The sequence below is a fragment of the Streptomyces sp. NBC_01428 genome, assembly GCF_036231965.1.
Taxonomy (GTDB): Bacteria; Actinomycetota; Actinomycetes; order Streptomycetales; family Streptomycetaceae; genus Streptomyces.
Window position 1 is genome coordinate 3,961,900 of record NZ_CP109499.1, and the last position, 26,507, is coordinate 3,988,406.

General features: G+C 72.1%; 29 protein-coding genes. 6 read left to right on the forward strand and 23 right to left on the reverse strand.

The window, feature by feature from the left end; genetic code table 11:
* Nucleotides 1-2 precede the first annotated feature (2 nt).
* Both OG406_RS17015 and OG406_RS17020 read left to right on the forward strand, forming a co-directional pair.
* Nucleotides 3-902 (forward strand): carbohydrate ABC transporter permease, encoded by a 900-nt coding sequence (locus OG406_RS17015; protein WP_385442585.1) that lies wholly within the window; start codon nucleotides 3-5, stop codon nucleotides 900-902.
* Nucleotides 903-951: 49 nt separating this feature from the next.
* A complete protein-coding gene (locus OG406_RS17020) occupies nucleotides 952-3,252 on the forward strand; it encodes a glycoside hydrolase family 3 N-terminal domain-containing protein (RefSeq protein WP_329186501.1) in 2,301 nt (766 codons plus the stop codon).
* Between the two features lie 131 nt (nucleotides 3,253-3,383).
* Here OG406_RS17020 and OG406_RS17025 read toward each other — a convergent pair whose 3' ends face one another.
* From OG406_RS17025 to tsaB, 4 genes are read right to left on the reverse strand one after another with little or no spacing between them, the layout of a single operon-like run.
* Entirely contained in the window at nucleotides 3,384-3,641 is a 258-nt protein-coding gene (locus tag OG406_RS17025; RefSeq protein ID WP_164372418.1) for a hypothetical protein, read from the reverse strand.
* Nucleotides 3,638-4,741 (reverse strand): tRNA (adenosine(37)-N6)-threonylcarbamoyltransferase complex transferase subunit TsaD, encoded by a 1,104-nt coding sequence (tsaD, locus tag OG406_RS17030; protein WP_164372417.1) that lies wholly within the window; start codon nucleotides 4,739-4,741, stop codon nucleotides 3,638-3,640. Before tsaD ends, OG406_RS17025 begins: the two co-directional genes overlap by 4 nt.
* Entirely contained in the window at nucleotides 4,734-5,207 is a 474-nt protein-coding gene (rimI, locus tag OG406_RS17035) for a ribosomal protein S18-alanine N-acetyltransferase (protein ID WP_081221751.1), read from the reverse strand. The genes tsaD and rimI overlap by 8 nt, the downstream gene beginning before the upstream one ends.
* Nucleotides 5,208-5,224: 17 nt before the next feature.
* Complete coding sequence (gene tsaB, locus OG406_RS17040; protein ID WP_329186502.1) at nucleotides 5,225-5,878, reverse strand: tRNA (adenosine(37)-N6)-threonylcarbamoyltransferase complex dimerization subunit type 1 TsaB; 654 nt, start codon at nucleotides 5,876-5,878, stop codon at nucleotides 5,225-5,227.
* Nucleotides 5,879-5,988: 110 nt separating this feature from the next.
* On the opposite strand from tsaB, the gene OG406_RS17045 reads away from it, so the two are divergent.
* Nucleotides 5,989-6,543 (forward strand): hypothetical protein, encoded by a 555-nt coding sequence (locus tag OG406_RS17045; protein ID WP_164372415.1) that lies wholly within the window; start codon nucleotides 5,989-5,991, stop codon nucleotides 6,541-6,543.
* A gap of 27 nt (nucleotides 6,544-6,570) precedes the next feature.
* Here the strand turns inward: OG406_RS17045 and OG406_RS17050 are convergent, their stop codons facing one another.
* From OG406_RS17050 to glmS, 8 genes are all read right to left on the reverse strand, one after another.
* Nucleotides 6,571-6,783, reverse strand: coding sequence for a hypothetical protein (locus tag OG406_RS17050; RefSeq protein ID WP_329186504.1), 213 nt, complete (start codon nucleotides 6,781-6,783; stop codon nucleotides 6,571-6,573).
* Nucleotides 6,784-6,971: 188 nt separating this feature from the next.
* A complete protein-coding gene (tsaE, locus tag OG406_RS17055; protein WP_164372414.1) occupies nucleotides 6,972-7,505 on the reverse strand; it encodes a tRNA (adenosine(37)-N6)-threonylcarbamoyltransferase complex ATPase subunit type 1 TsaE in 534 nt (177 codons plus the stop codon).
* The gene (locus tag OG406_RS17060) at nucleotides 7,471-8,703 is read right to left on the reverse strand and encodes an alpha/beta fold hydrolase (protein ID WP_081221750.1); all 1,233 of its coding nucleotides are present in this window, start codon (nucleotides 8,701-8,703) and stop codon (nucleotides 7,471-7,473) included. The genes tsaE and OG406_RS17060 overlap by 35 nt, the downstream gene beginning before the upstream one ends.
* A gap of 125 nt (nucleotides 8,704-8,828) precedes the next feature.
* Nucleotides 8,829-10,001, reverse strand: coding sequence for an alanine racemase (gene alr / locus OG406_RS17065; protein ID WP_164372413.1), 1,173 nt, complete (start codon nucleotides 9,999-10,001; stop codon nucleotides 8,829-8,831).
* A 93-nt stretch (nucleotides 10,002-10,094) separates the two neighbouring features.
* Entirely contained in the window at nucleotides 10,095-11,000 is a 906-nt protein-coding gene (locus OG406_RS17070; RefSeq protein WP_329186507.1) for a L,D-transpeptidase family protein, read from the reverse strand.
* Between the two features lie 192 nt (nucleotides 11,001-11,192).
* Nucleotides 11,193-12,623 carry an NAD(P)H-hydrate dehydratase gene (locus OG406_RS17075; protein WP_329186509.1) on the reverse strand — a complete coding sequence of 477 codons (1,431 nt, stop codon included), beginning with the start codon at nucleotides 12,621-12,623 and terminating at the stop codon, nucleotides 11,193-11,195.
* A gap of 74 nt (nucleotides 12,624-12,697) precedes the next feature.
* Complete coding sequence (locus OG406_RS17080) at nucleotides 12,698-13,069, reverse strand: holo-ACP synthase (RefSeq protein WP_081218910.1); 372 nt, start codon at nucleotides 13,067-13,069, stop codon at nucleotides 12,698-12,700.
* Nucleotides 13,070-13,189: 120 nt separating this feature from the next.
* Nucleotides 13,190-15,037, reverse strand: coding sequence for a glutamine--fructose-6-phosphate transaminase (isomerizing) (gene glmS, locus OG406_RS17085; RefSeq protein WP_267048307.1), 1,848 nt, complete (start codon nucleotides 15,035-15,037; stop codon nucleotides 13,190-13,192).
* 167 nt (nucleotides 15,038-15,204) lie between these two features.
* Here glmS and coaA point away from each other — a divergent pair, with 167 nt between their 5' ends.
* Together coaA and OG406_RS17095 are read left to right on the forward strand one after the other, a co-directional pair.
* Entirely contained in the window at nucleotides 15,205-16,194 is a 990-nt protein-coding gene (gene coaA, locus OG406_RS17090) for a type I pantothenate kinase (protein WP_164375598.1), read from the forward strand.
* Nucleotides 16,195-16,210: 16 nt separating this feature from the next.
* On the forward strand, nucleotides 16,211-17,149 hold the full coding sequence (locus OG406_RS17095; RefSeq protein WP_267048306.1) for a DUF389 domain-containing protein: 939 nt from the start codon (nucleotides 16,211-16,213) through the stop codon (nucleotides 17,147-17,149).
* Nucleotides 17,150-17,235: 86 nt separating this feature from the next.
* Here OG406_RS17095 and glmM read toward each other — a convergent pair whose 3' ends face one another.
* From glmM to OG406_RS17115, 4 genes are all read right to left on the reverse strand, one after another.
* Nucleotides 17,236-18,594: a phosphoglucosamine mutase gene (glmM, locus tag OG406_RS17100; RefSeq protein ID WP_164375596.1), complete on the reverse strand. Its 1,359-nt coding sequence runs from the start codon at nucleotides 18,592-18,594 to the stop codon at nucleotides 17,236-17,238.
* A gap of 195 nt (nucleotides 18,595-18,789) precedes the next feature.
* On the reverse strand, nucleotides 18,790-19,311 hold the full coding sequence (gene rpsI / locus OG406_RS17105) for a 30S ribosomal protein S9 (RefSeq protein ID WP_081218905.1): 522 nt from the start codon (nucleotides 19,309-19,311) through the stop codon (nucleotides 18,790-18,792).
* Nucleotides 19,312-19,353: 42 nt separating this feature from the next.
* A complete protein-coding gene (rplM, locus tag OG406_RS17110) occupies nucleotides 19,354-19,797 on the reverse strand; it encodes a 50S ribosomal protein L13 (RefSeq protein WP_037626954.1) in 444 nt (147 codons plus the stop codon).
* Between the two features lie 223 nt (nucleotides 19,798-20,020).
* Nucleotides 20,021-21,217, reverse strand: a complete 1,197-nt coding sequence (locus OG406_RS17115; protein ID WP_329186514.1) for a glycosyltransferase 87 family protein — start codon at nucleotides 21,215-21,217, stop codon at nucleotides 20,021-20,023.
* 74 nt (nucleotides 21,218-21,291) lie between these two features.
* On the opposite strand from OG406_RS17115, the gene OG406_RS17120 reads away from it, so the two are divergent.
* Nucleotides 21,292-22,179, forward strand: a complete 888-nt coding sequence (locus tag OG406_RS17120; RefSeq protein WP_266615832.1) for a hypothetical protein — start codon at nucleotides 21,292-21,294, stop codon at nucleotides 22,177-22,179.
* Between the two features lie 45 nt (nucleotides 22,180-22,224).
* Here OG406_RS17120 and truA read toward each other — a convergent pair whose 3' ends face one another.
* The 7 genes from truA to infA form a co-directional block, all read right to left on the reverse strand.
* Nucleotides 22,225-23,091 (reverse strand): tRNA pseudouridine(38-40) synthase TruA, encoded by an 867-nt coding sequence (gene truA / locus OG406_RS17125; protein ID WP_081218903.1) that lies wholly within the window; start codon nucleotides 23,089-23,091, stop codon nucleotides 22,225-22,227.
* A 92-nt stretch (nucleotides 23,092-23,183) separates the two neighbouring features.
* Nucleotides 23,184-23,681 carry a 50S ribosomal protein L17 gene (rplQ, locus tag OG406_RS17130; protein WP_164375593.1) on the reverse strand — a complete coding sequence of 166 codons (498 nt, stop codon included), beginning with the start codon at nucleotides 23,679-23,681 and terminating at the stop codon, nucleotides 23,184-23,186.
* Nucleotides 23,682-23,843: 162 nt separating this feature from the next.
* Nucleotides 23,844-24,866, reverse strand: coding sequence for a DNA-directed RNA polymerase subunit alpha (locus tag OG406_RS17135; RefSeq protein ID WP_329186516.1), 1,023 nt, complete (start codon nucleotides 24,864-24,866; stop codon nucleotides 23,844-23,846).
* Nucleotides 24,867-24,992: 126 nt separating this feature from the next.
* Complete coding sequence (gene rpsK, locus OG406_RS17140; protein WP_003956432.1) at nucleotides 24,993-25,397, reverse strand: 30S ribosomal protein S11; 405 nt, start codon at nucleotides 25,395-25,397, stop codon at nucleotides 24,993-24,995.
* A gap of 69 nt (nucleotides 25,398-25,466) precedes the next feature.
* Entirely contained in the window at nucleotides 25,467-25,847 is a 381-nt protein-coding gene (gene rpsM, locus OG406_RS17145) for a 30S ribosomal protein S13 (RefSeq protein WP_081218901.1), read from the reverse strand.
* A gap of 217 nt (nucleotides 25,848-26,064) precedes the next feature.
* Nucleotides 26,065-26,178 carry a 50S ribosomal protein L36 gene (gene rpmJ, locus OG406_RS17150; RefSeq protein WP_003998809.1) on the reverse strand — a complete coding sequence of 38 codons (114 nt, stop codon included), beginning with the start codon at nucleotides 26,176-26,178 and terminating at the stop codon, nucleotides 26,065-26,067.
* Between the two features lie 68 nt (nucleotides 26,179-26,246).
* Nucleotides 26,247-26,468, reverse strand: coding sequence for a translation initiation factor IF-1 (gene infA / locus OG406_RS17155; RefSeq protein ID WP_003948620.1), 222 nt, complete (start codon nucleotides 26,466-26,468; stop codon nucleotides 26,247-26,249).
* Nucleotides 26,469-26,507 lie beyond the last annotated feature (39 nt).

The following is a 26,507-nucleotide window of genomic DNA, read 5'->3' on the forward strand; positions in this document are numbered from 1 at the left end:
AGGTGTCGCACGACACGTTGCAGCGCCCCGTGAGGACGGGCCCGGCCCCGGGCACCGATCCGACCCCGCGCCGCCGCAAGCACTGGTCCGGGCGCGCCAACCCGCTCGCCGGCCTCGGCTCGGTGCTCTGGCTGGCCGTCGTGGTCGTCCCGGTCTACGCGATGATCTCGGCGTCGCTCACCCACCAGAGCGAGGCACTGGGCCACAACGCCCTGAAGCCGCCGTCCCACCCGACCCTGGACAACTACGAGACCGTCCTGCACAACGGCTTCGGCCACCTGCTGTGGAACACCGTGCTCGCGGCGGCCGCCGTCGTGGCGATCGTCCTGGTGCTCTGCGTCCCGCTCTCGTACGTCGCCGTACGGACCCGCAGCATCTGGTCGGGAGCCGCCTTCCGGCTGTTCCTGCTGGGCGTGGCGATCCCGGCGCAGGCCGTCGTGGTCCCCCTCTACCTGATGATCGCCAAGCTGGACCTGTACGACAGCCTGCTCGCGATCATCCTGCCGACGGCGGCCTTCGCCATGCCGGTGTCGGTGCTGATCCTCACCGGCACCCTGCGGGACATCTCGGAGGACCTGTACGAGGCGATGGCCCTGGACGGCGCCTCCCCCACCCGGATGCTGTTCCAGCTCGTCGTCCCCCTGGCGAAGGGCGGCATCAGCACCGTGGTCGTCTACGCCGCGCTGCAGGCCTGGAACGGACTCCTCTTCCCGCTGATCTTCACGCAGTCCGACGGACCGCGGGTGCTGACCCTCGGCCTGTTCAACTACGTGAGCGAGTTCGGCGTGAACATCCCCGCGCTGCTGGCCTCCGTGGTCCTCTCCGGCGTCCCGATCTTCGTCGTGTACCTGGTGGCCCGCCGCGCGCTGGTCGGCGGCCTCATGGGTGTGGGCGGCAAGTGAACCCGTACGACCAGGGGCAGTCGACCCCCCTTTCACCGACAGGAGTTTCATGACCACCGCTCCCTGGCGCGATCCCTCGCTGACCGCCGCCGTCCGCGTCGACGACCTGCTCTCCCGGATGACCCTGGAGGAGAAGACCGCCCAGCTGTACGGCGTGTGGGTGGGCGCGGCCACGGACGGCGACGGGGTCGCCCCGCTCCAGCACGAGATGACCGCCGGCCACGACTGGGACGAACTGATCACGCTCGGGCTCGGCCAGCTGACCCGCTCCTTCGGCACGGCCCCGGTGGACCCGGAGCTGGGCGCGCGGGCGCTGGCCCGCGCCCAGCGCGCGATCGCCGACGCCGGCCGCTTCGGCATCCCGGCGGTCGCGCACGAGGAGTGCCTCGCGGGGTTCACCGCCTGGCGCGCGACGGCCTACCCCGTCCCGCTCGCGTGGGGCGCCACCTTCGACCCGGGACTGGTCGAGGAGCTGGGCCGGCGCATCGGCGAGGACCTGCGCTCGGTCGGCGTGCACCAGGGCCTGGCGCCCGTCCTCGACGTGGTCCGCGACCTGCGCTGGGGCCGGGTGGAGGAGACGATCGGCGAGGACCCGTACCTCGTCGGCACGATCGGCACGGCGTACGTGCGGGGCCTGGAGTCGGCCGGGATCGTCGCCACCCTGAAGCACTTCGCCGGGTACGCGTCCTCGGCGGGCGGCCGGAACCTGGCTCCGGTGCGGGCGGGCGGACGGGAGTTCGCGGACGTCACGCTGCCGCCGTTCGAGATGGCGCTGCGCGAGGGCGGCGCCCGTTCGGTGATGGCGGCGTACAACGAGACGGACGGCGTGCCCGCGTCCGCGGACGCGCGGCTGCTCACCGAACTCCTGCGGGAGCGGTGGGGCTTCACCGGAACCGTGGTCGCCGACTACTTCGGCGTCGGTTTCCTGCAGACCCTGCACCGGGTCGCCGCGAGCCCCGCCGAGGCGGCCCACGCGGCGCTGGAGGCGGGCATCGACGTCGAACTGCCGACGGTGAACTGCTACGGGAAGCCCCTGGTGGACGCCGTACGCGGAGGCGGCACCCCGGAGGCGCTGATCGACCGTGCGGCCCGCCGTGTGCTGCTGCAGAAGTGCGAGCTGGGTCTCCTGGACGAGGACTGGAGGCCGGAGCCCGCGGGTCCCGTCGACCTCGACTCGACGGCCAACCGTGACCTGGCCGGCCGGCTGGCACAGGCGTCGGTGGTCCTGCTGGACAACCCGGCCGGGGTGCTGCCGCTGGCGCCCGGGATCCGTGTCGCGGTCGTCGGCCCCCGCGCGGCGGATCCGCTCGCGATGCTCGGCTGCTACTCCTTCCCGTCCCATGTCCTCACGCACCACCCCGACGTCCCGGCGGGCATCGACATCCCCACCGTCCTCGACTCCCTGCGTTCCGAACTCCCGGACGCGAAGGTGACGTTCGCCGAGGGCTGCGCCGTCTCGGACCCCGACGCGTCCGGCTTCGCCGAGGCGGTGGCGCGGGCCTCCGAGGCGGACGTGTGCGTGGCGGTCCTCGGCGACCGGGCCGGACTGTTCGGCCGGGGCACCTCCGGTGAGGGCTGCGACGCCGCGGACCTCCGGCTGCCCGGCGTGCAGGGCGAGCTGCTGGACGCGCTGGTCGACACCGGCGTCCCGGTGGTGCTCGTCCTGCTGACCGGCCGCCCCTACGCGCTGGGCCGCTGGGAGGGCCGGCTGGGCGCGGTGGTGCAGGCCTTCTTCCCGGGCGAGGAGGGCGGTCCGGCGGTGGCCGGCGTCCTGTCCGGGCGCGTCGGTCCCTCGGGACGGCTCCCGGTGAGCGTGCCGCGGCTGCCCGGGTCCCAGCCGTGGACCTATCTCCAGCCTCCGCTCGGCCTCGCGAACGAGGTCAGCAACCTGGATCCGACCCCGCTGCACGCCTTCGGCCACGGCCTCTCGTACACGTCGTTCGCGTGGGAGGACTTCCAGGGCGGGGACACCGAGATCACCACGGACGGCTCCTACGAGGTCTCGCTCACCGTCCGCAACACGGGCGACCGCGACGGCACCGAGGTCGTCCAGCTCTACCTGCACGACCCGGTGGCGTCGGTGACGCGTCCGGACGTGCGCCTGATCGGCTACCGGCGTCTGGACCTGGCGCCCGGGGAGTCCCGCCGGGTCACCTTCGGCTTCCACGCCGACCTGTCGGCCTTCACCGACCGCGCGGGCGAGCGGGTGGTCGAGCCGGGGGTGCTGGAGCTGCGGCTGGGGGCGTCGAGCGCGGAGGCGCGGCACACCGCGCGGCTGACACTGACCGGGCCGCGACGGGTGACGGGCACGGACCGGCGGCTGCGTTGCGAGGTGTCGACGGGCGTCTGACGTTCACCGCGGAGCCTCCCGCGAACAGGTCCGGGGGTGCCCTCGTGGGGTCGGGTGGATCAGGTCCGCCGTCTCGCCGAGGGCGCCTCCGGCGAGGGCTCCCGGCCCCCTCGGTGCCGACAGGCGCCCCGTCAGTCCCCGGCCACCGACTCGAACCGCCACCGGTGCACGGCACGGGTCACCAAATCCCCGTCCGGCTCCGGGAGTTCGGGCAGATCGGCGTCGTAGGCGGCGTCCCACCAGGTGATGACGAGGACCCGGTCCTGCGGCGCCCGCAGGACCTCGCGCCGCACCGGCGCCCCCGCGACCTCCTGCCGCCGCACCCAGGCGAGCAGGTCGTCGCCCCGGCCGGCGACCGCCCGGGCCTCCCACATCAGCGCGACGGTCACGAGTAGAGGTTCTCCTTCGACACCTCGTGCACGTGATCGTGCGTGTGCGTGTGCGTGTGCCCCGGCACGTGCGGGTCGGTCACCGGCAGGGAGGAGTCCGCGGACAGGTCCCAGTCGGAGGCGGCGCGGTTGCGGGCGACCATCTCGGCGCCGAGCGCGGCCACCATCGCGCCGTTGTCCGTGCACAGCTTCGGACGCGGCACCCGCAGCCGGATCCCGGCGGCCTCGCAGCGCTCCTGGGCGAGCACGCGCAGCCGCGAGTTGGCGGCCACCCCGCCGCCGATCATCAGGTGGTCGACACCCTGGTCCTTGCAGGCCCGGACGGCCTTGCGGGTGAGTACGTCCACCACGGCCTCCTGGAACGACGCGGCGACGTCGCGCACCGGCACGTCCTCCCCCGCCGCCCGCCTGGCCTCGATCCAGCGGGCCACGGCGGTCTTCAGACCGGAGAAGGAGAAGTCGTACGCCGGGTCGCGCGGTCCGGTCAGACCGCGCGGGAACGCGATCGCCTTCGGGTCGCCCTCCTTCGCGTACCGGTCGATGACCGGACCGCCGGGGAAGCCGAGGTTCAGGACGCGCGCGATCTTGTCGAAGGCCTCGCCGGCCGCGTCGTCGATGGTCGCGCCCATCGGCCGTACGTCGGAGGTGATGTCGGTGGAGAGCAGCAGCGAGGAGTGCCCGCCGGACACCAGCAGGGCCATCGTCGGCTCGGGCAGCGCGCCGTGCTCCAGCTGGTCCACGCAGATGTGGGAGGCGAGGTGGTTGACGCCGTACAGGGGCTTGCCGAGCGCGTACGCGTACGCCTTGGCGGCCGAGACGCCGACGAGCAGCGCGCCGGCGAGACCGGGCCCCGCGGTGACGGCGATGCCGTCCAGGTCCCTGGCCGAGACCCCGGCCTCCTTCAGCGCCCGCTCGATGGTCGGGACCATCGCCTCCAGGTGCGCGCGGGAGGCGACCTCGGGCACGACACCGCCGAAGCGGGCGTGCTCGTCGACGCTCGACGCGATCGCGTCCGCGAGCAGCGTGGTGCCGCGGACGATGCCGACACCGGTCTCGTCGCAGGAGGTCTCGATGCCGAGGACGAGAGGTTCGTCAGCCATGGGTCTCTGTTCCTTGTACGGAGGAGGAGGGGTCGTGCAGGCGCATCACCAGGGCGTCCACGTTCCCCGGCTGGTAGTAGCCGCGCCGGAAGCCGATGGGCTCGAAGCCGAAGCGCTCGTAGAGCTTCTGCGCGCGCACGTTGTCCACGCGGCACTCGAGCATCACCTCGGCGCAGTCGAAGGCGCTCGCGGCCCGCAGCAGTTCGGTGAGCAGCCGGGCGCCGAGGCCGGTGCCCCACTGGTCCCGGCGTACGGCGATGGTCTGCACGTCGCCGAGGTCGCCCGAGGCGGCGAGCCCCGCGTACCCGACGAGGAGGTCGCCGTCGCGGGCCACCAGATAGCGGCGGGTGGCCTGCGGCCCGCGCGCGTGGGCCAGCTCGGACCAGAACATGCCCCGGGACCAGGCGTCGACGGGGAAGAGTTCCTTCTCCAGCTCCAGTACGGGATCGATGTCCCACCAGCGCATCTCGCGCAGCTCGGCGGTCACTTGGGGGTGACCACCTTGTAGTTCTCGGGGACCTGGGCGTCCGGGCGGCGCAGGTACAGCGGCCGGGGCGGCTCCAGTTCCTCGCCCGCGGCGAGCTTCTCGGCGGCCAGCGAGGCGAGCGCGGCGGCCGAGACGTGCTCGGGCGAGCGGGCGTCCGGGAAGGTGTCGGGGTAGAGGAGGGCGCCCGCGCCGACGGCGGGCAGCCCGGCGACCGACGCGGCGATCTCGGCGGGGCGGTCCACGGCGGGGTCCGACACCCGGGTGCGGGGGTCGGTGTACCGCGCCCAGTAGACCTCCTTGCGGCGGGCGTCCGTGGCGACGACGAAGGGACCCTCCACGTCGGCCGCGTACGCGAGCCCGTCGAGGGTGCACAGACCGTGGACGGGCACGCCGAGGGCGAGTCCGAAGGTGTCGGCGGTCATGAGGCCGACCCGCAGGCCGGTGTACGGGCCGGGGCCGACGCCCACGACGACGCCGGTGACGGCGTCCAGCCCGAGACCGGCCTCGGTGAGCACCCGGTCGACGGCCGGCAGCAGCAGTTCCCCGTGCCGTCGCGCGTCCACCTGGCTCGACGAGGCGACGACGGCCGTCCCGTCGTGCAGGGCGACGGTGACGGCGGGGGTGGCGGTATCCAGAGCGAGCAAGAGCACGCAAACAGCCTACGGCGCCCGAGCCGGACGTACGGCCGCCCGGGAGTCCCGTCCCTCTGCTGCTACCGTCACAGCAAAGACGTACGAAGGTCGAGAGGTGGGCACACAAGGTGGCTAGGAGCAGCTCGGGATTCGTGGCCGGGCTCACCGTGGCGGCTCTCGCCGTAGTCGGCTTCCTCGCCTACCAGGCGTCCGCGAGCGTTCCGGACACCCTGGGCAAACCGAACGCGAGCGCGACACCGAAGGCCTCCACGTCGAAGGCGCCCCGGGACAAGAAGAACCCCGCCGCGCTGCCCGGCCGGTCCGGCAGCGGCGAGCGGGTCGTGTACTCGACGGACGACGACCGCGTGTGGCTGGTCGGCGGGAACAACAAGGTGCGGCGCACCTTCGAGGTCACCCCCGGCACGGTCGACCCGGCTCCCGGCACCTACGCGGTGACGACACGGTCGGGCTCCCTCACCGGGTCCGACGGCGTGGCGATCGAGCACCTCGTGCGGTTCACGCTGGTCAACGGCGTCGCGATCGGGTTCAGCGCGGCGGTGGACGGCTCCACGACCGCGCCGGACCCCAGCAAGAAGCTCGGCGGCATCCGGACGTCCCGCGCCGACGCGAACGCGATGTGGGAGTTCGCCGTGGTCAACGTGAAGGTCGTCGTCATCAAGTAGGACGGTGCGTACGGCCCGGCGGATCCGTCAGGCGGCCCTGCGGGGTTCCTCGGCGGAGGCCCGGTGGGCACGGTCCGTGGTGTGCGGCTCGCCCAGGGGCGCGCGGGGCGGCCGGGAGACCGCCTCCGCCGCGGCGGAGGCCGCCAGCAGGTCCCTCATCGACACCCCGCCCGTCGCGCGCGGCACCACCGGCAGCTCACGGTCCGCGGCCGGCACTGCGGCCGACTCTGAAGCCGACATGGACGCCTCCTGGGGCTTCGGGGGCCAGCGTGGTTAGGTAGACCTAACCACGCACTGGAGTCCATGTGACCACGGGCGGGACACCGAACGCAATATCTTGCCGACGTCCTGTCGGATACTTGGCCGAACGTACGAACCGCCCGGCGACACGGCGGCGGTCCGGGCCGGTGGCCCGGCGCTCGTGCCGGTCAGCCGGCGAGGGTGTCCAGGGCGGTGGTGGCCCAGCGCTCGCCGAGGCCGGTGAGCGTCACGTGCCGCACCTCGTCCGTGGTGTCGCCGACGGCACGGTGGATGACGACGTTCAGCCGGTCGTCGGTCAGCTCCTCGACCTTGCCCTCGCCCCACTCCACGACGATCACGGAGTCGGACAGCGAGACGTCGAGGTCGAGGTCCTCCATCTCGTCGAGCCCGCCCCCCAGGCGGTACGCGTCGACGTGCACCAGCGGCGGGCCCTCGACGAGGGAGGGGTGCACCCGGGCGATGACGAAGGTCGGGGAGGTGACCGCGCCGCGCACGCCGAGCCCCTCGCCGAGGCCCCGGGTCAGCGTCGTCTTGCCCGCCCCCAGTTCGCCGTTCAGCATCACGAGGTCGCCGGCGCGCAGCAGCCGGGCCAGCCTGCGGCCCAGCTCCTGCATCTGTTCGGGGGAGGTCACGGTGATCTGCGCGCCGGCCGCGTCCCGCGTGGACTCAGCCGGGTTGTGCGCTGCTGCTGGTGCTTCCATAGCCACCCACCGTAGCTCCTGCCGGGACGGCTCCCGCGCGTACCAGGAGGTCGGCGAGGCGGTCGGTGACGACCTCGGGATGCTCCAGCATGACGAGGTGTCCCGCGTCGGGGACGAGCACCAGCTCGGCGTCCGGCAGCAGGTCGGCGATGGCCTCGCTGTGCTCGCTCGGTGTCACCAGGTCCTTGACGCCGGCGAGGACGAGGACGGGCAGTTCGGCGAAGTGGGCGAGCGCGGCCGTCTTGTCGTGGTCGGTGAACGCCGGGTAGAACTCGGCGACCACGTCGATCGGCGTGCCCTCGATCATCCGTTCGGCGAACCGCTCGATCGCCGGGTCGACGTCCCGGCCGGCGAACGAGTAGCGCTTGATGACCCCGGCGAACAGGTCGGCGGTGGCCCGCCGTCCGCGCTCGACCAGGGCGGCCTGCTGCCCGAGCGCCTTCAGCACACCGGGGAGCACCCGCCGGACGGCGTTGACGCCCGCGACCGGCAGGCCGAAGTTGACCTCGCCGAGCCGCCCCGACGACGTGCCGACCAGGGCCACGGCGACGACCCGTTCGCGGATCAGCTCGGGGAACCGGTCGGCCAGCGCCATCACCGTCATACCGCCCATGGAGTGCCCCACGAGCACGATCGGGCCCTCGGGCACCGCCGCGTCGATGACCGCCTTCAGGTCGCCGCCGAGCTGGTCGATGGTGACCGGCGTGCCGTCCTTCAGCTGGGCCGCGCCCCGCCCGGAGCGCCCGTGGCTGCGCTGGTCCCAGTGCACCGTGCGCACCACCCCGCGCAGCGCGGCCCGCTGGAAGTGCCAGGAGTCCTGGTTCAGGCAGTAGCCGTGGCTGAAGACGACGGTGACGGGGGCGGGGGCCTTGCGGCCGAAGAGCCGGCGCCGGCGCGGACCGAGCGGTGCCTCCGGCTCGGCCTCGTCGACCTCGTAGTACAGCTCGGTGCCGTCCTCGGCGAACGCCTTGCCGGGGGTGCCGCGCAGCGCGCCGTACGGACCGGCCGAGTCGAGGGCGAGACGGGCCTTCCTGCGCATGCCGCGGCCGACCGTGAGCCGCTCTATCGCGACTCCGGCCGCGGCCCCCGCCGCGACCACGCCTATCGCGGCGCCGGCCACCCCGGCCCTGCGCCAGTTCCCGGCGGAGGCGGCGGCCGAGGCCGCACTCACGACGGCCTCCACGCTGCTCTCGCTCACGTCCCGCTCCTCCTCGTTACGGCTTTCGGCTCTCGGCCGTGCGCTGCTGGTCCGGTGTCCGAACGGCACGCGTCACCCGCCGCGTTCCGCCCGTCGGGTCCCGCGCACCTGTCGGCCCAGGGGTGTTACCCCACTTGTTCCTCGTTCACCTTCACGTAGACGCGGGGGACGCGGGTTCCGATGCGCGTGACGATTTCGTACGCGATCGTGCCCGCGGCCCGGGCCCAGTCCTCGGCGGTCGGCTCGCCCCGGTCGCCGGGGCCGAACAGGACGGCCTGCGCACCGGGCTCGGGCTCGTCACCGCCGAGGTCGACGACGAACTGGTCCATCGCCACCCGGCCCGCGACCGTGCGCCACTTGCCGGCGACCAGGACCGGCCCGGTTCCGGAGGCGTGCCGCGGGATGCCGTCCGCGTAGCCGACGGGGACCAGGCCGAGCGTGGTCTCGCCGGGGGTGACGTAGTGATGTCCGTAGCTCACGCCGTGACCGGCCGGGGCGTGCTTGATGAGGGCCAGCGACGCGCTCAGCGTCATCACGGGCCGCAGCCCGAAGTCGCCCGGCGTGCCGACCTCGGGGCTCGGCGAGATCCCGTAGACGGCGATCCCGGTCCGTACGAGATCGAAGTGGCTCTCGGGGAGGGTCAGCGTCGCGGGCGAGTTGGCGATGTGCCGCACCTCGGGGCGCACGCCCTGCTGCTCGGCGTGGGCCACCATCTCGCGGAACAGCGTGAGTTGGGCCTGGATCGAGGGGTGCCCCGGCTCGTCGGCGCAGGCGAGGTGCGACCAGAGGCCGGTGACGGTGAGGAGGCCGCGGGCCTCGGCGGCGAGGGCCGCGGCGACGAGCTCCGGCCAGTCGGCGGGCTGGCAGCCGCCGCGGCCGAGACCGGTGTCGGCCTTGAGCTGCACCCGCGCCGGCGCGCCGACGGCCTCGGCGGCGGCCGTGACCTCGCGCAGCGCCCACATGCCGCTGACCGACACGTCGAGGTCGGCCTCGATCGCCTCGGCCCAGGGACCGCCCGGGGTCCAGAGCCAGCACATGATGCGGCCCGGGATCCCGGCCGCGCGCAGCGCCAGCGCCTCCTCCGGGGTGGCCGTGCCGAGCCAGGTGGCCCCGGCCTCCCGCGCCGCGCGGGCGCAGGGGACCGCGCCGTGGCCGTACGCGTCGGACTTGACCACGGCCATCAGGGCCGCGGTCGGCGCGTGGGCGCGCAGGGCCCGCACGTTGGCGCGCAGGGCGGCCAGATCGATCTCGGCGCGGGCGCGCAGGGGTGCCGTCCGCGGGTGTGCTGTCTCTGTCATCGCGCCCCAGTCTCTCAGAGGGGCACGACCCCCTTCCGGCACCGGCCCCCGCGACGGGCCCGGCGGTGGACCCCGACCGGCCCGGACGGCTCCCTAGCTGCCGGGCCTGCGGCCCCACACGTACACGTGGTCACGGGTCTTGAGGACGCTCCAGAGTTTCCGTGCGTCGGCGAGCCGCAGGTTCACGCAGCCCATCGAGCCGCCGGTGGTGTGGATGCTTCCGGAGACGGCGTGGAAGGCCTGCCCGCCGCTGAAGAACTGGGCGTACGGCATGGGCGCGTTGTACAGCGACGACCAGTGGTTCTTGTGCTTCCAGTAGATCCGGAACCAGCCGGTCCGGGTGCGGTGTCCGGCGCCGCCGCTGCGCATCGCCACCGGCCCGAAGAGGGTCTTGCCGCCCTTCTGCACCCAGGTGAGCTGACGCTTGAGATCGACGCAGGCGACCCGGTAGGAGCGGACGGGACAGCCCCCGGAGGCCACGATGCCGGCCGCCGGGCCGCTCGCCCCGCCGGTCGCCGCACCACTCGCGGGACCGGCCGCGGAGCCGCTCGCGGGGTCCGGCACGGCGCCGGTCGCAGGCCCGGCCGCGTCACCGGACGCCCCCTCCGTCCCCGTGTCCGTCGGGGCGGTGCGGGCGGACAGCAGGCGCATCCGGGCCCAGGTGACGGGGCCGGCGTAACCGTTGGCCGGCTTGATGCCCTGCCGCGTCTGGAAAGCCCGCACGGCCTCGCAGTCCGCTGCGGACTGCCTGCCGTCCACCGCGAGCCGCAGCCACCGTTCGACCTGCCGCTGGTACGGGCCCCTCCCCGCGGCGCACGCCACCGTGGTGCGCCCCGCCGTGGTGCGCCCTGCCGTGGCGGGCGACGCCGGTCCGGTCAGCGCGCGGCCACCCGCGGGCGGGGGCGGTCCCGGCGCGGCCGTGGCCGTCCCCAGGGGCACGGCCGCCGCCACCGCCAGCAGCACCGCGGTCACCCGGCACGCCATTCGTCTGCTCATCATGCGATCAGCCATACGCAACGAGCCGACGCCCCGGGGTGAGCCGCGCGCACAGGGTCCCCCGATCTGTGCAACGCGGCCCCTCGCTCTCCGGCCCCTCACTCTCCGGGCCCGCGCGGGCCGCACCCCCGTCGCCCGCCCGGCCCCGCCGCCGCCCGGCCCGGGCTCCGTCGCGCCGAGGACCGCCGCGAGCCCTCAGTCCGTCACGTCGCGCCACGCCTCCGGGACGGCCGCGGCCACGTCGTGGGCGCCCGCGGGGGCGCCGTCCGCCGCGAAGCGGCCCGCGAGGCCGTGCAGGTAGGCGGCGACGCTGCCGGCGTCGAGGGCGGACAGGCCGGAGGCCAGCAGCGACCCCGCGAGTCCGGACAGGACGTCCCCGCTGCCGGCCGTCGCCAGCCACGCCGTGCCGGTCGCGTTCACCCGCACCGGGCCGCCGACCGGACCGGCGACCAGGGTCGTGGCGCCCTTGAGGAGCACCGTCGCCCCGTACAGGCCCGCCAGCTCCCGCACCGAGGCGAGCCGCGCCTCCTCCACCGCCTCGCGGGCGACCCCGAGCAGCGCGGCGGCCTCACCGGCGTGCGGGGTCAGCAGGGTGGGCGCGCTCCGGGCCCGTACGGTCTCCCGGTCGGCGAGCCGGAGCGCGTCCGCGTCCACCAGGACCGGTACGTCCGCGGCGAGCACCTCCGCCACGGACGTGGCGTCGTCGCCGATGCCGGGGCCCACCACCCAGGCCTGCACCCGGCCGGCCTTCGCGGGCCCCTCGCCGGACACCAGCGTCTCGGGGAACCGCGCGATGACGGCGTCCGCGGCGGGCCCGACGTACCGCACGGCACCGGCCCCGCCGCGCAGCGCGCCGGAGACGGCGAGCACCGCGGCGCCGGGATAGCGGGCGGACCCGGCGGCGATCCCGACGACACCGCGCCGGTACTTGTCGCTGGCCGCACCCGGCCGGGGCAGCCGGGCGGCGACGTCGGCGTGCTGCAGGGCCTCCAGGTCGGCCTGTTCCGGGAGGTCGAGCCCGATGTCGACGAGGTGGACGGAACCGGCGTACCCGCGCGCCGGATCGACCAGCAGACCCGGCTTGTGCGTGCCGAAGGTGACGGTCAGGTCGGCGCGGACGGCGTCGCCGAGCACCTCGCCGGTGTCCGCCTCGACACCGCTCGGCAGATCGACGGCGACGACCGCGGCGCGGGAGGCGTCGGCGAGTTCGGCGAGCCGTGCGGCGTCGGGCCGCAGGCCGCCCTTGCCGCCGATCCCGACGATGCCGTCGACGATCAGGTCGGCACGGCGCAGGAGCGGTTCGGCGGTGTCGGGCGCGGCGGTCGTGCCCCCGGCGCGCAGCAGCGCCGCGCGTCCCCCCGGGTGTGTCCGGTCGGGTGCGAGCAGCACCGCGGTGACCCCGGCCCCGCGCCGGGCGAGACGCGCTCCGGCGTAGAGGGCGTCGCCCCCGTTGTCGCCGCTGCCCACGAGCAGCACCACCCGGCTGCCGTACACCCGCCCCAGCAGGTCCGCGCAGGCGGCGGCCAGTCCGGCGGCGGCCCGCTGCATCAACGCCCCCTCGGGAAGCCGTGCCATCAGCTCCCGTTCGGCGGCCCTTACGGTCTCCACGCTGTACGCAGTACGCATGCTCCCGAGTCTCCCGCACCGCCGCACGGCGCGCCGCCCCGGCCGCGAGGAGGGTGCCCCGGCGGACGAAGCCGCTATCCCTCGGCGATCACCACCGCCGAGGCCACCCCGGCGTCGTGACTGAGCGACACATGCCAGGAGCGCACGCCCAGTTCGGCCGCCCGGGCCGCGACCGTGCCCTTCACCCGCAGGCGGGGCCGGCCGCTGTCCTCGACGTAGACCTCGGCGTCCGTCCAGTGCAGGCCGGCCGGCGCGCCCAGCGCCTTGGCGAGCGCCTCCTTCGCCGCGAACCGCGCCGCGAGCGAGGCGACCCCCCGCCGCCCACCGCTCGGCAACGACAACTCCCGCTCCACGAAAAGCCGTTCGGCCAGCCCCGGCGTCCGCTCAAGCGACGCCCGGAACCGTTCGATCTCGGCCACGTCGATCCCGACCCCGATGATGCTCATGACGGCACCCTAAAGCTCTCGGACCACCTTCCGCGCGCCCGCGGCTCCCGCGACACCCGCCACGGAACCGCGTCACCGATCCGTCGGGGCGCCTCCACCGGAGCGGGCCCCGACACCCGCTCACTCCACCGTCACCGACTTCGCCAGGTTCCTCGGCTGGTCCACCTCGTTGCCGCGGGCCGTCGCCAGTTCGCAGGCGAAGACCTGGAGCGGGACCGTCGAGACCAGGGGCTGGAGCAGGGTCGGGGTGGCCGGGACGCGGATCAGGTGGTCGGCGTACGGGACGACCGCCTCGTCGCCCTCCTCCGCGATGACGATCGTGCGGGCGCCCCGGGCCCGGATCTCCTGGATGTTGGAGACGATCTTGTCGTGCAGGACCGAGCGGCCGCGCGGCGACGGCGCGATGACCACCACCGGCAGGTCCTCCTCGATCAGCGCGATGGGCCCGTGCTTCAGCTCGCCCGCCGCGAACCCCTCGGCGTGCATGTACGCCAGCTCCTTGAGCTTCAGGGCCCCTTCGAGCGCGACCGGGTAGCCCACGTGCCGCCCGAGGAACAGCACCGTGTCCTTGTGGGCGAGGGAGCGCGCCAGTTCCCGTACAGGCTCCATGGTCTCCAGGACCCGCTCGACCTCGCGGGAGATGCGGGACAGCTCCCGGATGACCGCCTGGATCTCGTCGCCCCACTTGGTGCCGCGCACCTGGCCCAGGTACAGCGCGACCAGGTAGCAGGCCACCAGTTGGGTGAGGAAGGCCTTGGTGGAGGCGACGGCCACCTCGGGGCCGGCGTGCGTGTAGAGGACCGCGTCGGACTCGCGCGGGATCGTCGAACCGTTCGTGTTGCAGATCGCCAGGACCTTGGCGCCCTGCTCACGGGCGTGCCGCAGCGCCATCAGCGTGTCCATGGTCTCGCCGGACTGCGAGATCGCGACGACGAGGGTCTGCCGGTCCAGGATCGGGTCCCGGTAGCGGAACTCGCTGGCCAGTTCCACCTCGCACGGCATGCGCGTCCAGTGCTCGATGGCGTACTTGGCGATCAGACCGGCGTGGAACGCGGTGCCGCAGGCGACGATGACGACCTTGTCGATCTCGCGCAGCGTCCGGACCGGGATGCGCACCTCGTCGAGGGACAGCGAACCGGCCGCGTCGATCCGCCCGAGCAGGGTGTCGGCGACCGCCTTCGGCTGCTCGGCGATCTCCTTGAGCATGAAGTAGTCGTAGCCGCCCTTCTCCGCCGCCGACGCGTCCCAGTCGACGTGGTACGAGCGCACCTCGGCGGGGCTGCCGTCGAACCCGGTGACGACGACACCGTCCCGGCGCAGCTCGACGACCTGGTCCTGCCCCAGCTCGATCGCCGAACGGGTGTGAGCGATGAACGCCGCGACGTCGGAGGCGAGGAACGCCTCACCCTCGCCGACCCCCACCACCAGCGGCGAGTTGCGGCGCGCGCCGACGACCACGCCCGGATCGTCCGCGTCGACCGCGACCAGGGTGAACGCGCCCTCCAGACGCCGGCACACCAGCCGCATGGCCTCCGCCAGGTCCGCGCACGAGGAGAACTCCTCGGCGAGCAGATGGGCGACCACCTCGGTGTCCGTCTCGGAGGTCAGGTCGTGGCCCCGCTCGGCCAGTTCGGCGCGGAGCGACGCGAAGTTCTCGATGATCCCGTTGTGGACGACGGCGACCCGGCCCGCGTTGTCGAGGTGCGGATGCGCGTTGGCGTCCGTCGGCCCTCCGTGGGTGGCCCAGCGGGTGTGGCCGATCCCCGTCGTGCCGGCCGGCAGCGGCCGGTCGACCAGCTCCTTCTCCAGGTTGACCAGCTTCCCGGCCTTCTTCGCGGCGGCGAGCCCCCCGTCCGCCAGGACGGCGACACCCGCCGAGTCGTACCCCCGGTACTCCAGCCGCTTCAGTCCGGCCATCACCACGTCAAGCGCCGACTGCGACCCCACGTATCCCACGATTCCGCACATGGCGGCAGCGTACGGGCCGACCCCGTTCCGATACCGGTATTCCGTGCCCGATATCGGAAATTCCAGCCACCCTCCGCACCGGCCCGCCGGCCCCCGAATCCACCCCGCGGCCCCCGGCGTGACGGACCCCACCCTCCATCCCGTCCATACTCCCGTAACAATGGACTGTGATCTCTCCGGTCTCCTCGTTGCCGCGGAGCGCCCACCGGTCCAAGCCGGAGGCGACTCCCTACGTCGACCTCACCCGTGCCGAGTGGAGCGCGCTGCGCGAAAAGACGCCGCTCCCGCTGAACGCCGAGGAGGTCGAGAAACTGCGTGGCCTGGGCGACGTCATCGACCTCGACGAGGTGCGGGACATCTACCTGCCGCTGTCCAGACTCCTGAACCTGTACGTCGGGGCGACGGACGGTCTCCGAGGCGCCCTGAACACCTTCCTCGGTGAGAAGGGCTCCCAGGCGGGCACCCCGTTCGTCATAGGCGTCGCCGGTTCCGTGGCCGTCGGCAAGTCCACCGTCGCCCGTCTGCTCCAGGCGCTCCTCTCCCGCTGGCCCGAGCACCCCCGCGTCGAGCTGGTCACCACAGACGGTTTCCTGCTCCCCACCAAGGAGCTCGAAGCGCGCGGCCTGATGTCCCGCAAGGGCTTCCCCGAGTCGTACGACCGGCGGGCGCTGACCCGCTTCGTCGCCGACATCAAGGCCGGCAAGGACGAGGTGACGGCCCCCGTCTACTCGCACCTGATCTACGACATCGTGCCCGGCCGGCGACTGACGGTCCGCCGCCCCGACATCCTCATCGTCGAGGGCCTGAACGTGCTCCAGCCGGCCCTGCCCGGCAAGGACGGCCGCACCCGTGTCGGCCTCGCGGACTACTTCGACTTCAGCGTGTACGTCGACGCCCGCGCCGAGGACATCGAACGCTGGTACCTGAACCGCTTCCGCAAGCTGCGCGCGACCGCCTTCCAGAACCCGGACTCGTACTTCCGCAAGTACACCCAGGTCTCCGAGGACGAGGCGCTCGACTACGCCCGCACGACCTGGCGCACCATCAACAAGCCCAACCTGCTGGAGAACGTGGCCCCCACCCGAGGCCGGGCGACCCTCGTCGTACGCAAGGGCCAGGACCACAAGGTGCAGCGCCTGAGCCTGCGCAAACTCTGACCACTACGCTGCCGCCATGCTGCATCTGCGCCTGATCACCCCCGCCGACCGGACCGACGACGTGGTGCGCCTCATCGAGGCGACGGTGGGCACCGCCCATGTCGTCGTCCTGCCGGGAGCCGCCCGCAATCCGGCCGGGGACGTCGTGCTGTGCGACGTGGCGCGGGAGGCGGGCGACGAACTCATAGGCGGGCTCCGGGGCCTGGGCATCGACCGCACGGGCTCGATCGCGGTCGACGACATCGACCTCTCCCTGTCGAAGCGCGCCGACAAGGCGGAGGCGGACGCCCCGGGCGAGGGCGCCGACGCGGTGCTGTGGGAGCACCTGGAGGAGGCCACGCACGAGGAGTCGACCCTGTCGGTCACCTACGTCGCGTTCATCACGATCGCCACCATGATCGCGGCCTGCGGTGTCGTGCTCGACAACGCGGTGCTGATCGTGGGCGCCATGGCCGTCGGACCGGAGTTCGGCCCGCTGGCCGGCCTGTGCACCGCCGCCGTGCAACGGGGCACGCGCCTGGCGCTGCGCTCCCTGACGGCGCTGCTGGCCGGCTTCGCGATCGCCATGGCGGTGACGGTCCTCTTCAGCCTGTTCATGGACGGGGTGGGCCTGTTCACCGAGGCCCAGTTGGAGGGCCCGCGCCCCAACACGGGCTTCGTCTACGCCCCGGACTGGTTCTCGTTCGTCGTGGCGGTCCTCGCGGGCGCGGCCGGCATGCTGTCGCTGACCTCGGCGAAGTCGGGGGCCCTGGTCGGTGTCGCGATCTCCGTGACGACCGTGCCGGCGGCGGCGAACGCCGCGGTGGCCCTGAGCTACGGCGACATGGGGCAGACCTGGGGCTCCACCAAGCAACTGCTGTTCAACCTGCTCGGCATCGTCCTCGCCGGCATCCTCACGCTGATGGCCCAGAAGTGGTTCTGGGCGCTGCAGCGAGGGCGCAAGGTCGCCGCGTAGCCCCCCCGCCCCCGCACGCCGTGAGGCCCGGCACCCCGTTGGGGGTGCCGGGCCTCACGGCTGAGACGAAGGTCTCCGGGACGGTCCTAGCCCAGCGCCGACTTCACGGCGTCGGCGAGGCGCGCGGCCACCGAGCGGGCGTGCTCGATGTCGGCGGCCTCGACCATCACGCGGACGAGCGGCTCGGTGCCGGAGGGGCGCAGCAGCACCCGTCCGGTGCTGCCGAGCTCCCGCTCCGCGTCGGCGACCGCGGTGGCCAGCTCGGCGGAGGTGTTCACCCGCGTCCGGTCGACGTCCGGCACGTTGATGAGGACCTGCGGCAGGCGCTCCATGACCGAGGCGAGGTCGCGGAGCGTACGGCCGCTCTGCGCGACCCGGGCGGCCAGCAGGAGGCCGGTCAGCGTGCCGTCGCCGGTGGTGGCGTGGTCCAGGACGATGACGTGCCCGGACTGCTCCCCGCCGAGGGCGTAGCCGTGCCGCTTCATCTCCTCCAGGACGTAGCGGTCACCGACCGCCGTCTGGACGAGGGCGAGGCCCTCGCGCTCCATGGCGAGCTTGAAGCCCAGGTTGGACATGACCGTCGCGACGACGGTGCCGGAGCGCAGTACGGAACGCTCCCGCATCGCCAGCGCGAGGACGGCCAGGATCTGGTCGCCGTCGATCTCGTCGCCCGTGTGGTCCACGGCGAGGCAGCGGTCGGCGTCGCCGTCGTGCGCGATGCCGAGGTCGGCGCCGTGCTCGACGACGGCCGCCTTGAGCAGTTCCAGGTGGGTGGAGCCGCAGCCGTCGTTGATGTTCAGCCCGTCGGGCTCCGCGCCGATCGTGATGATCTCGGCACCGGCCCGCGCGAACGCCTCGGGCGAGACCCGGGAGGCGGCGCCGTGCGCCTCGTCGAGGACGACCTTCAGACCGTCGAGCCGGTTCGGCAGGACCCCGATGAGGTGGGCGACGTACTGGTCGAAGCCCTGGTCGTAGGAGTTCACCCGGCCGACGCCCGAGCCGGTGGGGCGGTCCCAGGGGGCCCCGGTGCGGTGCTCCTCGTAGACGCCCTCGATCCGGTCCTCCAGCTCGTCGGCGAGCTTGTGCCCGCCGCGGGCGAAGAACTTGATGCCGTTGTCGGGCATGGCGTTGTGGCTGGCGGAGAGCATCACGCCGAGGTCGGCGCCGAGCGCACCGGTGAGATACGCCACCGCGGGGGTGGGCAGCACACCGACCCGCAGGACGTCCACGCCCGCGCTGGCGAGGCCGGCGACCACCGCGGCCTCCAGGAACTCCCCGGACGCGCGCGGATCCCGCCCGACCACCGCCACAGCCCGGTGGCCCTCGAAGGTTCCCGCCTCGGCGAGTACGTGCGCCGCCGCCACGGAGAGCCCGAGCGCGAGCTCGGCCGTCAGATCCGCGTTGGCGACACCGCGCACGCCGTCCGTGCCGAAGAGTCGTCCCACTTGTCCTCCTGAGGAAGCTTCAGAGTACGAAATTCCCCCCGAAGAATACGGAGGTCATCCGATCACATGAGCCTTTGAGCACCTTGTGCCGTTATACGCCCAGCGCTGTGATAAACGAACGCCCCGGCGGCACTGTGGCGTGCCGCCGGGGCGTTCGAAGCTACGCGTACAACGCGTACGTGCAGGCAGCGAAGCTTAACGCTTGCTGTACTGCGGAGCCTTGCGGGCCTTCTTGAGACCGGCCTTCTTGCGCTCGACCGCACGGTCGTCACGCTTGAGGTAACCGGCCTTCTTGAGGGCGGCGCGGTTGTTGTCCACGTCGGCCTCGTTCAGCGCGCGGGCCACGCCGAGGCGCAGGGCACCGGCCTGACCGGAGACGCCGCCACCCGAGATGCGGGCGATGACGTCGTAGCGGCCGTCGAGCTCGAGCACCTTGAAGGGCTCGTTGACTTCCTGCTGGTGGACCTTGTTCGGGAAGTAGTCCTCGAGCGTGCGCCCGTTGACCTTCCACTTGCCGGTGCCCGGGACGATCCGGACGCGGGCGATCGCGTTCTTGCGACGGCCCAGGCCGGCGGCCGGCTGCGGGTCGCCGAAGCGGCCCGCGAGCGACTCCGAGGTGTACTCGCCCTCGACGGGCACCTCGGACTCGGTGGTGTAGTTCTCGACGTCGACGAGCTCAGTCTCTTCGACCGGCTGCTCAACAGTGGTCTCGGCCACGATTCTCCTCAGATTTCTTTATGTCTTAGGGGGTGGCCGGAACTACTGCGCGACCTGGGTGATCTCGAACGGGACCGGCTGCTGCGCAGCGTGCGGGTGGTTCTCGCCCGCGTAGACCTTGAGCTTCGAGAGCACCTGGCGGCCCAGGGTGTTCTTGGGAACCATGCCCCGGATGGCCTTCTCGACGGCCTTCTCGGGGTTCTTCGCCAGCAGCTCGTCGTAACGGACGGAGCGCAGACCACCCGGGTAACCGGAGTGGCGGTACGCCAGCTTCTGGGTCTTCTTGTTGCCGGAAAGGTGCACCTTGTCCGCGTTGATGATGATGACGAAGTCACCAGCGTCGACGTGGGGGGCGTAGATCGGCTTGTGCTTGCCCCGCAGGATGTTCGCTGCAGTGGTCGCCAGACGACCCAGGACGACATCCTGGGCGTCGATGACGTACCACTGGCGAGTGATGTCGCCGGGCTTGGGGCTGTACGTACGCACGGTCGTAGCCTTCGCTTCTTCAGTGAGTGGGTCCTGACATGGCCACCACGGACGATCACGACAGCCCTGACCGCACTGCGGTGACGCATACCGCGTGCTGGTCGCTGGTCATCAGCCCCGGTGGACCGGTGTAAGGGCCCCTCACGTGAGAATGAGCAAGCCAATACACATAACGAACCGCAAGCTTACCCGCGGTGCCCCGGACGGGTCAAAACGCGAGTGATCACACCCGCGTGGCCCGTCGTCCCTGCCGCTGTGCGACGAAGGATCCGGGGCCGCGGAGAGCCTGATGGCGGCGGTGCAGGAGCACCACTGCCGCGGTCGTCACCACCAGGGTAAAGCAGTCCCGGAACGCGCGTCGGGTCACCGGTTCCAGCCAGGGCCAGTCCGCCCCGGGCACCTGTGGTACGAGCGCCAGCCAGAACCAGGGCCCCCGGGTCACCGAGTCCGGATACGGCAGCCCCGCGAGCAGCAGCGGCACCACGACCAGCAGATAGTGGTCGTACGACGGCCGGGACACCAGGAACGCCGACAGCATCAGCAGCACCGCGGTCTCGACCAGCCGCAGTGGCCCCGGAGCACCGCGGGACCAGCGGCGGTACGCGCAGACGACCCCGGCGGCCGCCGCGGCGCAGGCGAGCGGGACGGCGACCGGGCCGGGCACCCCGAGCCGGGGCAGCACCGCCGCGGGCGACGCCTCGTAGAGCGTGACGAACGTGTCGTGGCCCCGCAGCAGGAACGGCAGCGTCCGGGTCACGAACCCCGTGGGATCGGGCATCAGCAGCGCCGCTCCGCCGGACGCCGCGGCCGGTACCAGCACCACCGCGGCGAGTCCCGGCCACCGGCGCGCGAAGACGAAGAGGAGCGCCACCGGCGCCAGCAACGGCTTGAGGGCCACGGCGGCGCCCACGACCACACCGGCCCACCCCCAGCGCTCCCGCGCGGCCAGCAGCAGCGCGAGCGGCAGCGCGGCGGCGGCCGTCACGGTCCAGTTGCCGAGCGAGACCAGGTGCCCGAAGGGCGCGAACCCGAGCGCGAGCGCGGCGGGACCGAGCACCCCGAGCCGGCTGCGTCCCGGCACCCCGTGGATCCGCAGCGCGCACACCCAGCCCGCGAGCAGCAGCGCCGTCACGGTCAGCGGAACCAGCGCCCGCAGCACCGCGTCCGGGAGCACCGCCTGCGGCACCGCGGCGAGCACCGCGCTCGGCAGATAGAGGAAGTGCCGGTCGGCGTAGGGCGATCCGCCGTCCAGCCAGGTGCGCGCGGCCCGGACGACGATCGCGTTGTCCATCCCACCGTCCGCACTGGCCCGCGCGACCCCGGCGACATGTGCGCAGAGCACCACGGCCGTCACTGCCCACGCATGCCAGGACGCCCGGCGTACCAACCACCCGGAGATGTCACTTTTGCCCGTCCGCATTCAGATCACGCTAGGGGCTCAAGTGCTCGATGGAGCGGAACGGCACCCCCCAACCCCCGTCTAAGATGCGGCGCATGAGTTATGGGCAGGGTGGGCAGGGGCAGGCCCCGTGGGACCCCTGGAAGCCGGGTTCTCAGCAACAGTCCCAGTGGGGCGGCCAGCAGACCGGCGCGAGCCCCGACTGGGCCGCGCTGGCGGAGGCTTCCGAGACGCGCAACAGGCGCCGCAGGCTGCTGTTCATCGTGGGCGGGGCGGTGGCCACCGTGGCGGTCGGCGCTGCCGTCGCCATGGCCGTCGTGAACGCCAACGGGAGCAACCAGGCGTCCAACCAGCCGTCGAACCTGCCCGCCACCGCGGACATCCCGAGTTCCTCGGAGCCGGCGCCGTCGTTCGAGCCGACCTCGGCTCCGCCGCCGCTGGATCCCAAGGAGTTCATATCCAGCGCGCAGAAGGACACGGCGCCGCTGAGCCCGGACATCCTCTTCCCCGGTACGCAGCTCACCATGGGCGACCGCGTCTACCGCAAGGGCCCGACGGCCGACACGAAGAACTGCGCCTCGGCCGCGAAGGGCACGCTCCCGCCGGTTCTCACCAAGGACGGCTGCACCCGCTTCCTGCGCGTCACCTACAGCAAGGACGGCGTCGCGGTCACGGTCGGTGTCGCGGTCTTCGACTCCGAGGCCAAGGCGACCAAGGCGAAGGCCGACGCGGACAAGAAGAGCATCATCTCGTCCCTGTCGGGCAACGGCGTCAAGGCCTTCTGCGACGCGGCCGTCTGCCGTTCCACCACCAATGCCTACGGCCGGTACGCCTACTTCACCCTTGCCGGCTTCAGCAACGGCAAGGACGTGACGACGAAGGACACCGCGGTGTTCACGAGCGGCGACGACCTGGCCGAGTTCACCTTCCGGCAGATCCGCCGCCGCGGCGAGGCCCAGGCCTCCGCGGCCGCCGCGCAGTAACTCCCCCCGTACGGCGGCCGGGTGCGTCCCGGCCGCCTCCGGCGGTCAGCAGCCGGCGCAGCCGTCCGCGCCGGGCAACGTGCGCTTGTTCCGCGCCTCCTTGTTCCGCGCGGCCAGCAACTCGTCGGCGGGATAGCCGACTTCCTCCAGCGTCAGCCCGTGTGGGCGTACGACGTGGACGGCGGAGTCCCGTACCCCGGCGGCGAGCACCTTCCCCGGCCAGTCGGGGCCGCGGTGGCCGTCCCCCACGAACAGCAGGGCACCGATGAGCGAGCGCACCATGTTGTGGCAGAACGCGTCGGCCCGCACGGTCGCGGTGATGACGCCGTCCGCGCCCCGCACCAGGCTCAGTTCCTGGAGCGTACGGATGGTCGTCGCACCCTCGCGCTTCTTGCAGTAGGCGGCGAAGTCGTGCTCCCCCAGCAGCCCTTCGGCGGCCCGGTTCATGGCGTCGACGTCCAACGGCCAGTCGTGCCACAGGACATGACTGCGCAGCAGCGGATCGACACCACCGGGTTCGTCGGTGACGCGGTAGGCGTACCGCCGCCAGACCGCCGAGAAGCGGGCGTTGAACCCCGCGGGCGCCTCGGTGAGCGACCACACCCGGACGTCCTTCTCCAGTCGTCCGGCGAGCCGCTTCAGCAGCTTCTCGCGGTGCTCCGCCCACACCTCCTCGGGCAGATCGACGTGGGCCACCTGGCCGCGCGCGTGCACCCCGGCGTCGGTCCGTCCGGCCACGGTCAGCTCGTAGGTGGTGTCCTTCGTCCGCGTCACCGTCCGCAGCGCGTCCTCGATGTCGCCCTGGACGGTCCTGCGGCCACTGGCCTGCTTCGCCCACCCGGAGAACCCGCTCCCGTCGTAGGACAGGTCCATCCGTACCCGTACGAACCCGGGCTCTGCTTCGTCACTCACTCGTGGATCCTCTCAAGCCCGGCGTCGGCGCCGGAAACGCGAAAGCGGGCCCGCCCCCGAAGGGACGGACCCGCTCACAGCGAGGCGGTGCCTCAGGCGTCCTTCGACTCCTCGGCGGGAGCCTCGGTGGCGTCCTCGACCTTGGTGTCCTCGACCTTGGCCGGAGCCTCGGCGTCCTTGGCGGAACGCTTGGTCGCGGCCTCGGCCTCACCGGTGGCCTGCTGGGCCACGGTCAGGGCCTCGACCAGCTCGATGACAGCCATGGGCGCGTTGTCGCCACGGCGGTTACCGATCTTGGTGATACGGGTGTAGCCACCCGGGCGGTTCTCGTAGCGCGGGCCGATCTCGGTGAAGAGCGTGTGCACGATGCTCTTGTCCGTGATCACCGAGAGCACCTGACGGCGGTTGTGAAGGTCACCCTTCTTCGCCTTGGTGACCAGACGCTCGGCGTAGGGACGCAGGCGACGGGCCTTGGCCTCGGTGGTGGTGATGCGGCCGTGCTCGAAGAGCGACTTCGCGAGGTTCGCGAGGAGCAGCTTCTCGTGCGCGGCGCTGCCGCCCAGACGGGCACCCTTGGCAGGCTTCGGCATGTGTTTCTCCTAGGTGTCTGCTCCGGCCGTATCAGGTACCGAAGTCAGTGTCCGAGCGGGCGATTGCCCGTCGGAGACCCCGCGCGCCCCGAAGGGGCGCGGGGAACTGCCGACCAGCCGCAGCCGGTCGGCAGCCAAGACGGAACCGTCGGTCCCGAGCCTTTAGTACTGCTCGGTCTCGACGAAGCCGGCGTCCGCGTCGTCGTCGGCGCCGAAGGCGTCGGCGGCGGCGGTCGGGTCGAATCCGGGCGGGCTGTCCTTCAGGGCCAGGCCCATGCCGGCCAGCTTCGCCTTGACCTCGTCGATGGACTTCGCACCGAAGTTGCGGATGTCCAGGAGGTCGGCCTCGGAGCGGGCGACGAGCTCACCCACGGAGTGGATGCCCTCACGCTTGAGGCAGTTGTACGACCGAACGGTGAGCTCCAGCTCCTCGATCGGCAGGGCGAGATCAGCGGCGAGGGCGGCGTCCGTGGGGGACGGGCCCATGTCGATGCCCTCGGCGTCGATGTTGAGCTCGCGCGCCAGACCGAACAGCTCGACCAGGGTCTTACCGGCCGACGCCATGGCGTCACGGGGACGCATGGCCTGCTTGGTCTCGACGTCGACGATCAGCTTGTCGAAGTCGGTGCGCTGCTCGACACGGGTCGCCTCGACCTTGTACGTGACCTTCAGCACCGGCGAGTAGATCGAGTCGACCGGGATGCGCCCGATCTCCTGACCGACCTGCTTGTTCTGAACGGCGGAGACGTAGCCGCGACCGCGCTCGACGGTCAGCTCCATCTCCAGCTTGCCCTTGCCGTTGAGCGTGGCGAGGACGAGCTCGGGGTTGTGCACCTCGACACCGGCCGGGGGCGCGATGTCGGCGGCGGTGACCAGACCCGGGCCCTGCTTGCGCAGGTACATCACGACCGGCTCGTCGTGCTCCGAGGAGACGACGAGCTGCTTGATGTTGAGGATCAGGTCGGTGACGTCCTCCTTGACGCCCGGCACGGTGGTGAACTCGTGCAGGACACCGTCGATCCGGATGCTGGTGACAGCGGCGCCGGGGATCGAGGAGAGGAGCGTGCGGCGAAGAGAGTTGCCGAGGGTGTAGCCGAAGCCCGGCTCCAGCGGCTCGATCACGAACCGGGAGCGGAATTCGTCGACGACCTCTTCGGTCAACGAGGGACGCTGAGCGATCAGCATGGTGTGGATCCTTCAGTCATGGGCGCCCGCTATTTGACGCCCTGCTGTTACTGCAAGGGTACGGGCGGCACACCTCCGAGGAGACGTACCGCCCGAAAGCCCGGTCAGACGCGAGACAACCGTGCGTCAGACGCGGCGGCGCTTGGGCGGACGGCAGCCGTTGTGCGGGGTGGGAGTGACGTCCTGGATCGAGCCGACCTCGAGGCCGGTGGCCTGGAGGGAGCGGATCGCGGTCTCACGGCCGGAGCCGGGACCCTTGACGAACACGTCCACCTTGCGCATGCCGTGCTCCTGCGCGCGACGGGCAGCCGACTCGGCGGCCATCTGCGCGGCGAACGGAGTGGACTTGCGCGAGCCCTTGAAGCCGACGTGGCCGGCGGAGGCCCAGGAGATCACGTTGCCCGAGGGGTCCGTGATCGAGACGATCGTGTTGTTGAACGTGCTCTTGATGTGCGCGTGGCCGTGAGCGACGTTCTTCTTTTCCTTGCGGCGCACCTTCTTGGCAGCGCCCTGACGACCCTTGGGGGGCATCTATTTCTCCTACGGGGAGGTGGTCGGTCCTACAGCGAAGACCGCTGGTGAAGCGTTGTCCGCTGAGGACTACTTCTTGCCCGGCTTCTTCTTGCCGGCGATCGCGCGACGCGGGCCCTTGCGGGTACGGGCGTTCGTGCTGGTGCGCTGACCGTGCACGGGCAGGCCACGACGGTGGCGGATGCCCTGGTAGCAGCCGATCTCGATCTTCCGGCGAATGTCGCCCTGGATCTCGCGACGGAGGTCACCCTCGGTCTTGATGTTGGCGTCCACGTACTCGCGGATCTTGACCAGCTCCTCCTCGGAGAGGTCACGAACGCGCGTGTTGGGGTTCACGCCAGTCTCGGCCAGCGTCAGCTGGGAAAGCGTCCGGCCGATGCCGAACACGTAGGTGAGGGCGACCTCCACACGCTTTTCGCGCGGGATGTCAACACCGGAAACGCGTGCCATTCAATGGCTCCAGTTGTCGTTCGGAGGTCTTCCACAGAACCGGATCCCGCCCGCCGTCGTTCTCCGATCCTTGGATCGAGAATTCGGTACGAACCGGGTCCCCGGCCTCCGACCGGGGGTGTCAGGGCAGACGTACGTCAGCCCTGGGTTCCGCGTATGAACATGTACTGCTTGCGTCGCGCGAAGTATCTGCGGATGCAGAAGGTTCGGTCGTGCGTCAGCCCTGGCGCTGCTTGTGGCGCGGGTTTTCGCAGATGACCATGACCCGACCGTGACGGCGGATCACCCTGCACTTGTCGCAGATCTTCTTGACGCTCGGCTTGACCTTCATTAGGTGAGGTTCTCCGGGTCAGTGCCACCCCCCGCGCCCCGGAACGGGAACACGGAGCAAGGCAAGATCTACTTGTAGCGGTAGACGATCCGGCCACGCGTCAGGTCGTACGGAGACAACTCCACCACGACCCGGTCGTCAGGGAGGATACGGATGTAGTGCATACGCATCTTGCCGCTGATGTGAGCCAGGACCTGGTGGCCGTTCTGGAGCTCCACCTTGAACATGGCGTTCGGGAGAGACTCGACGACAGTGCCTTCGATCTCGATGGCACCTTGCTTCTTGGCCACGCTTCGCCCTTCGAATCGACTACCTTGATCGACTCCGCA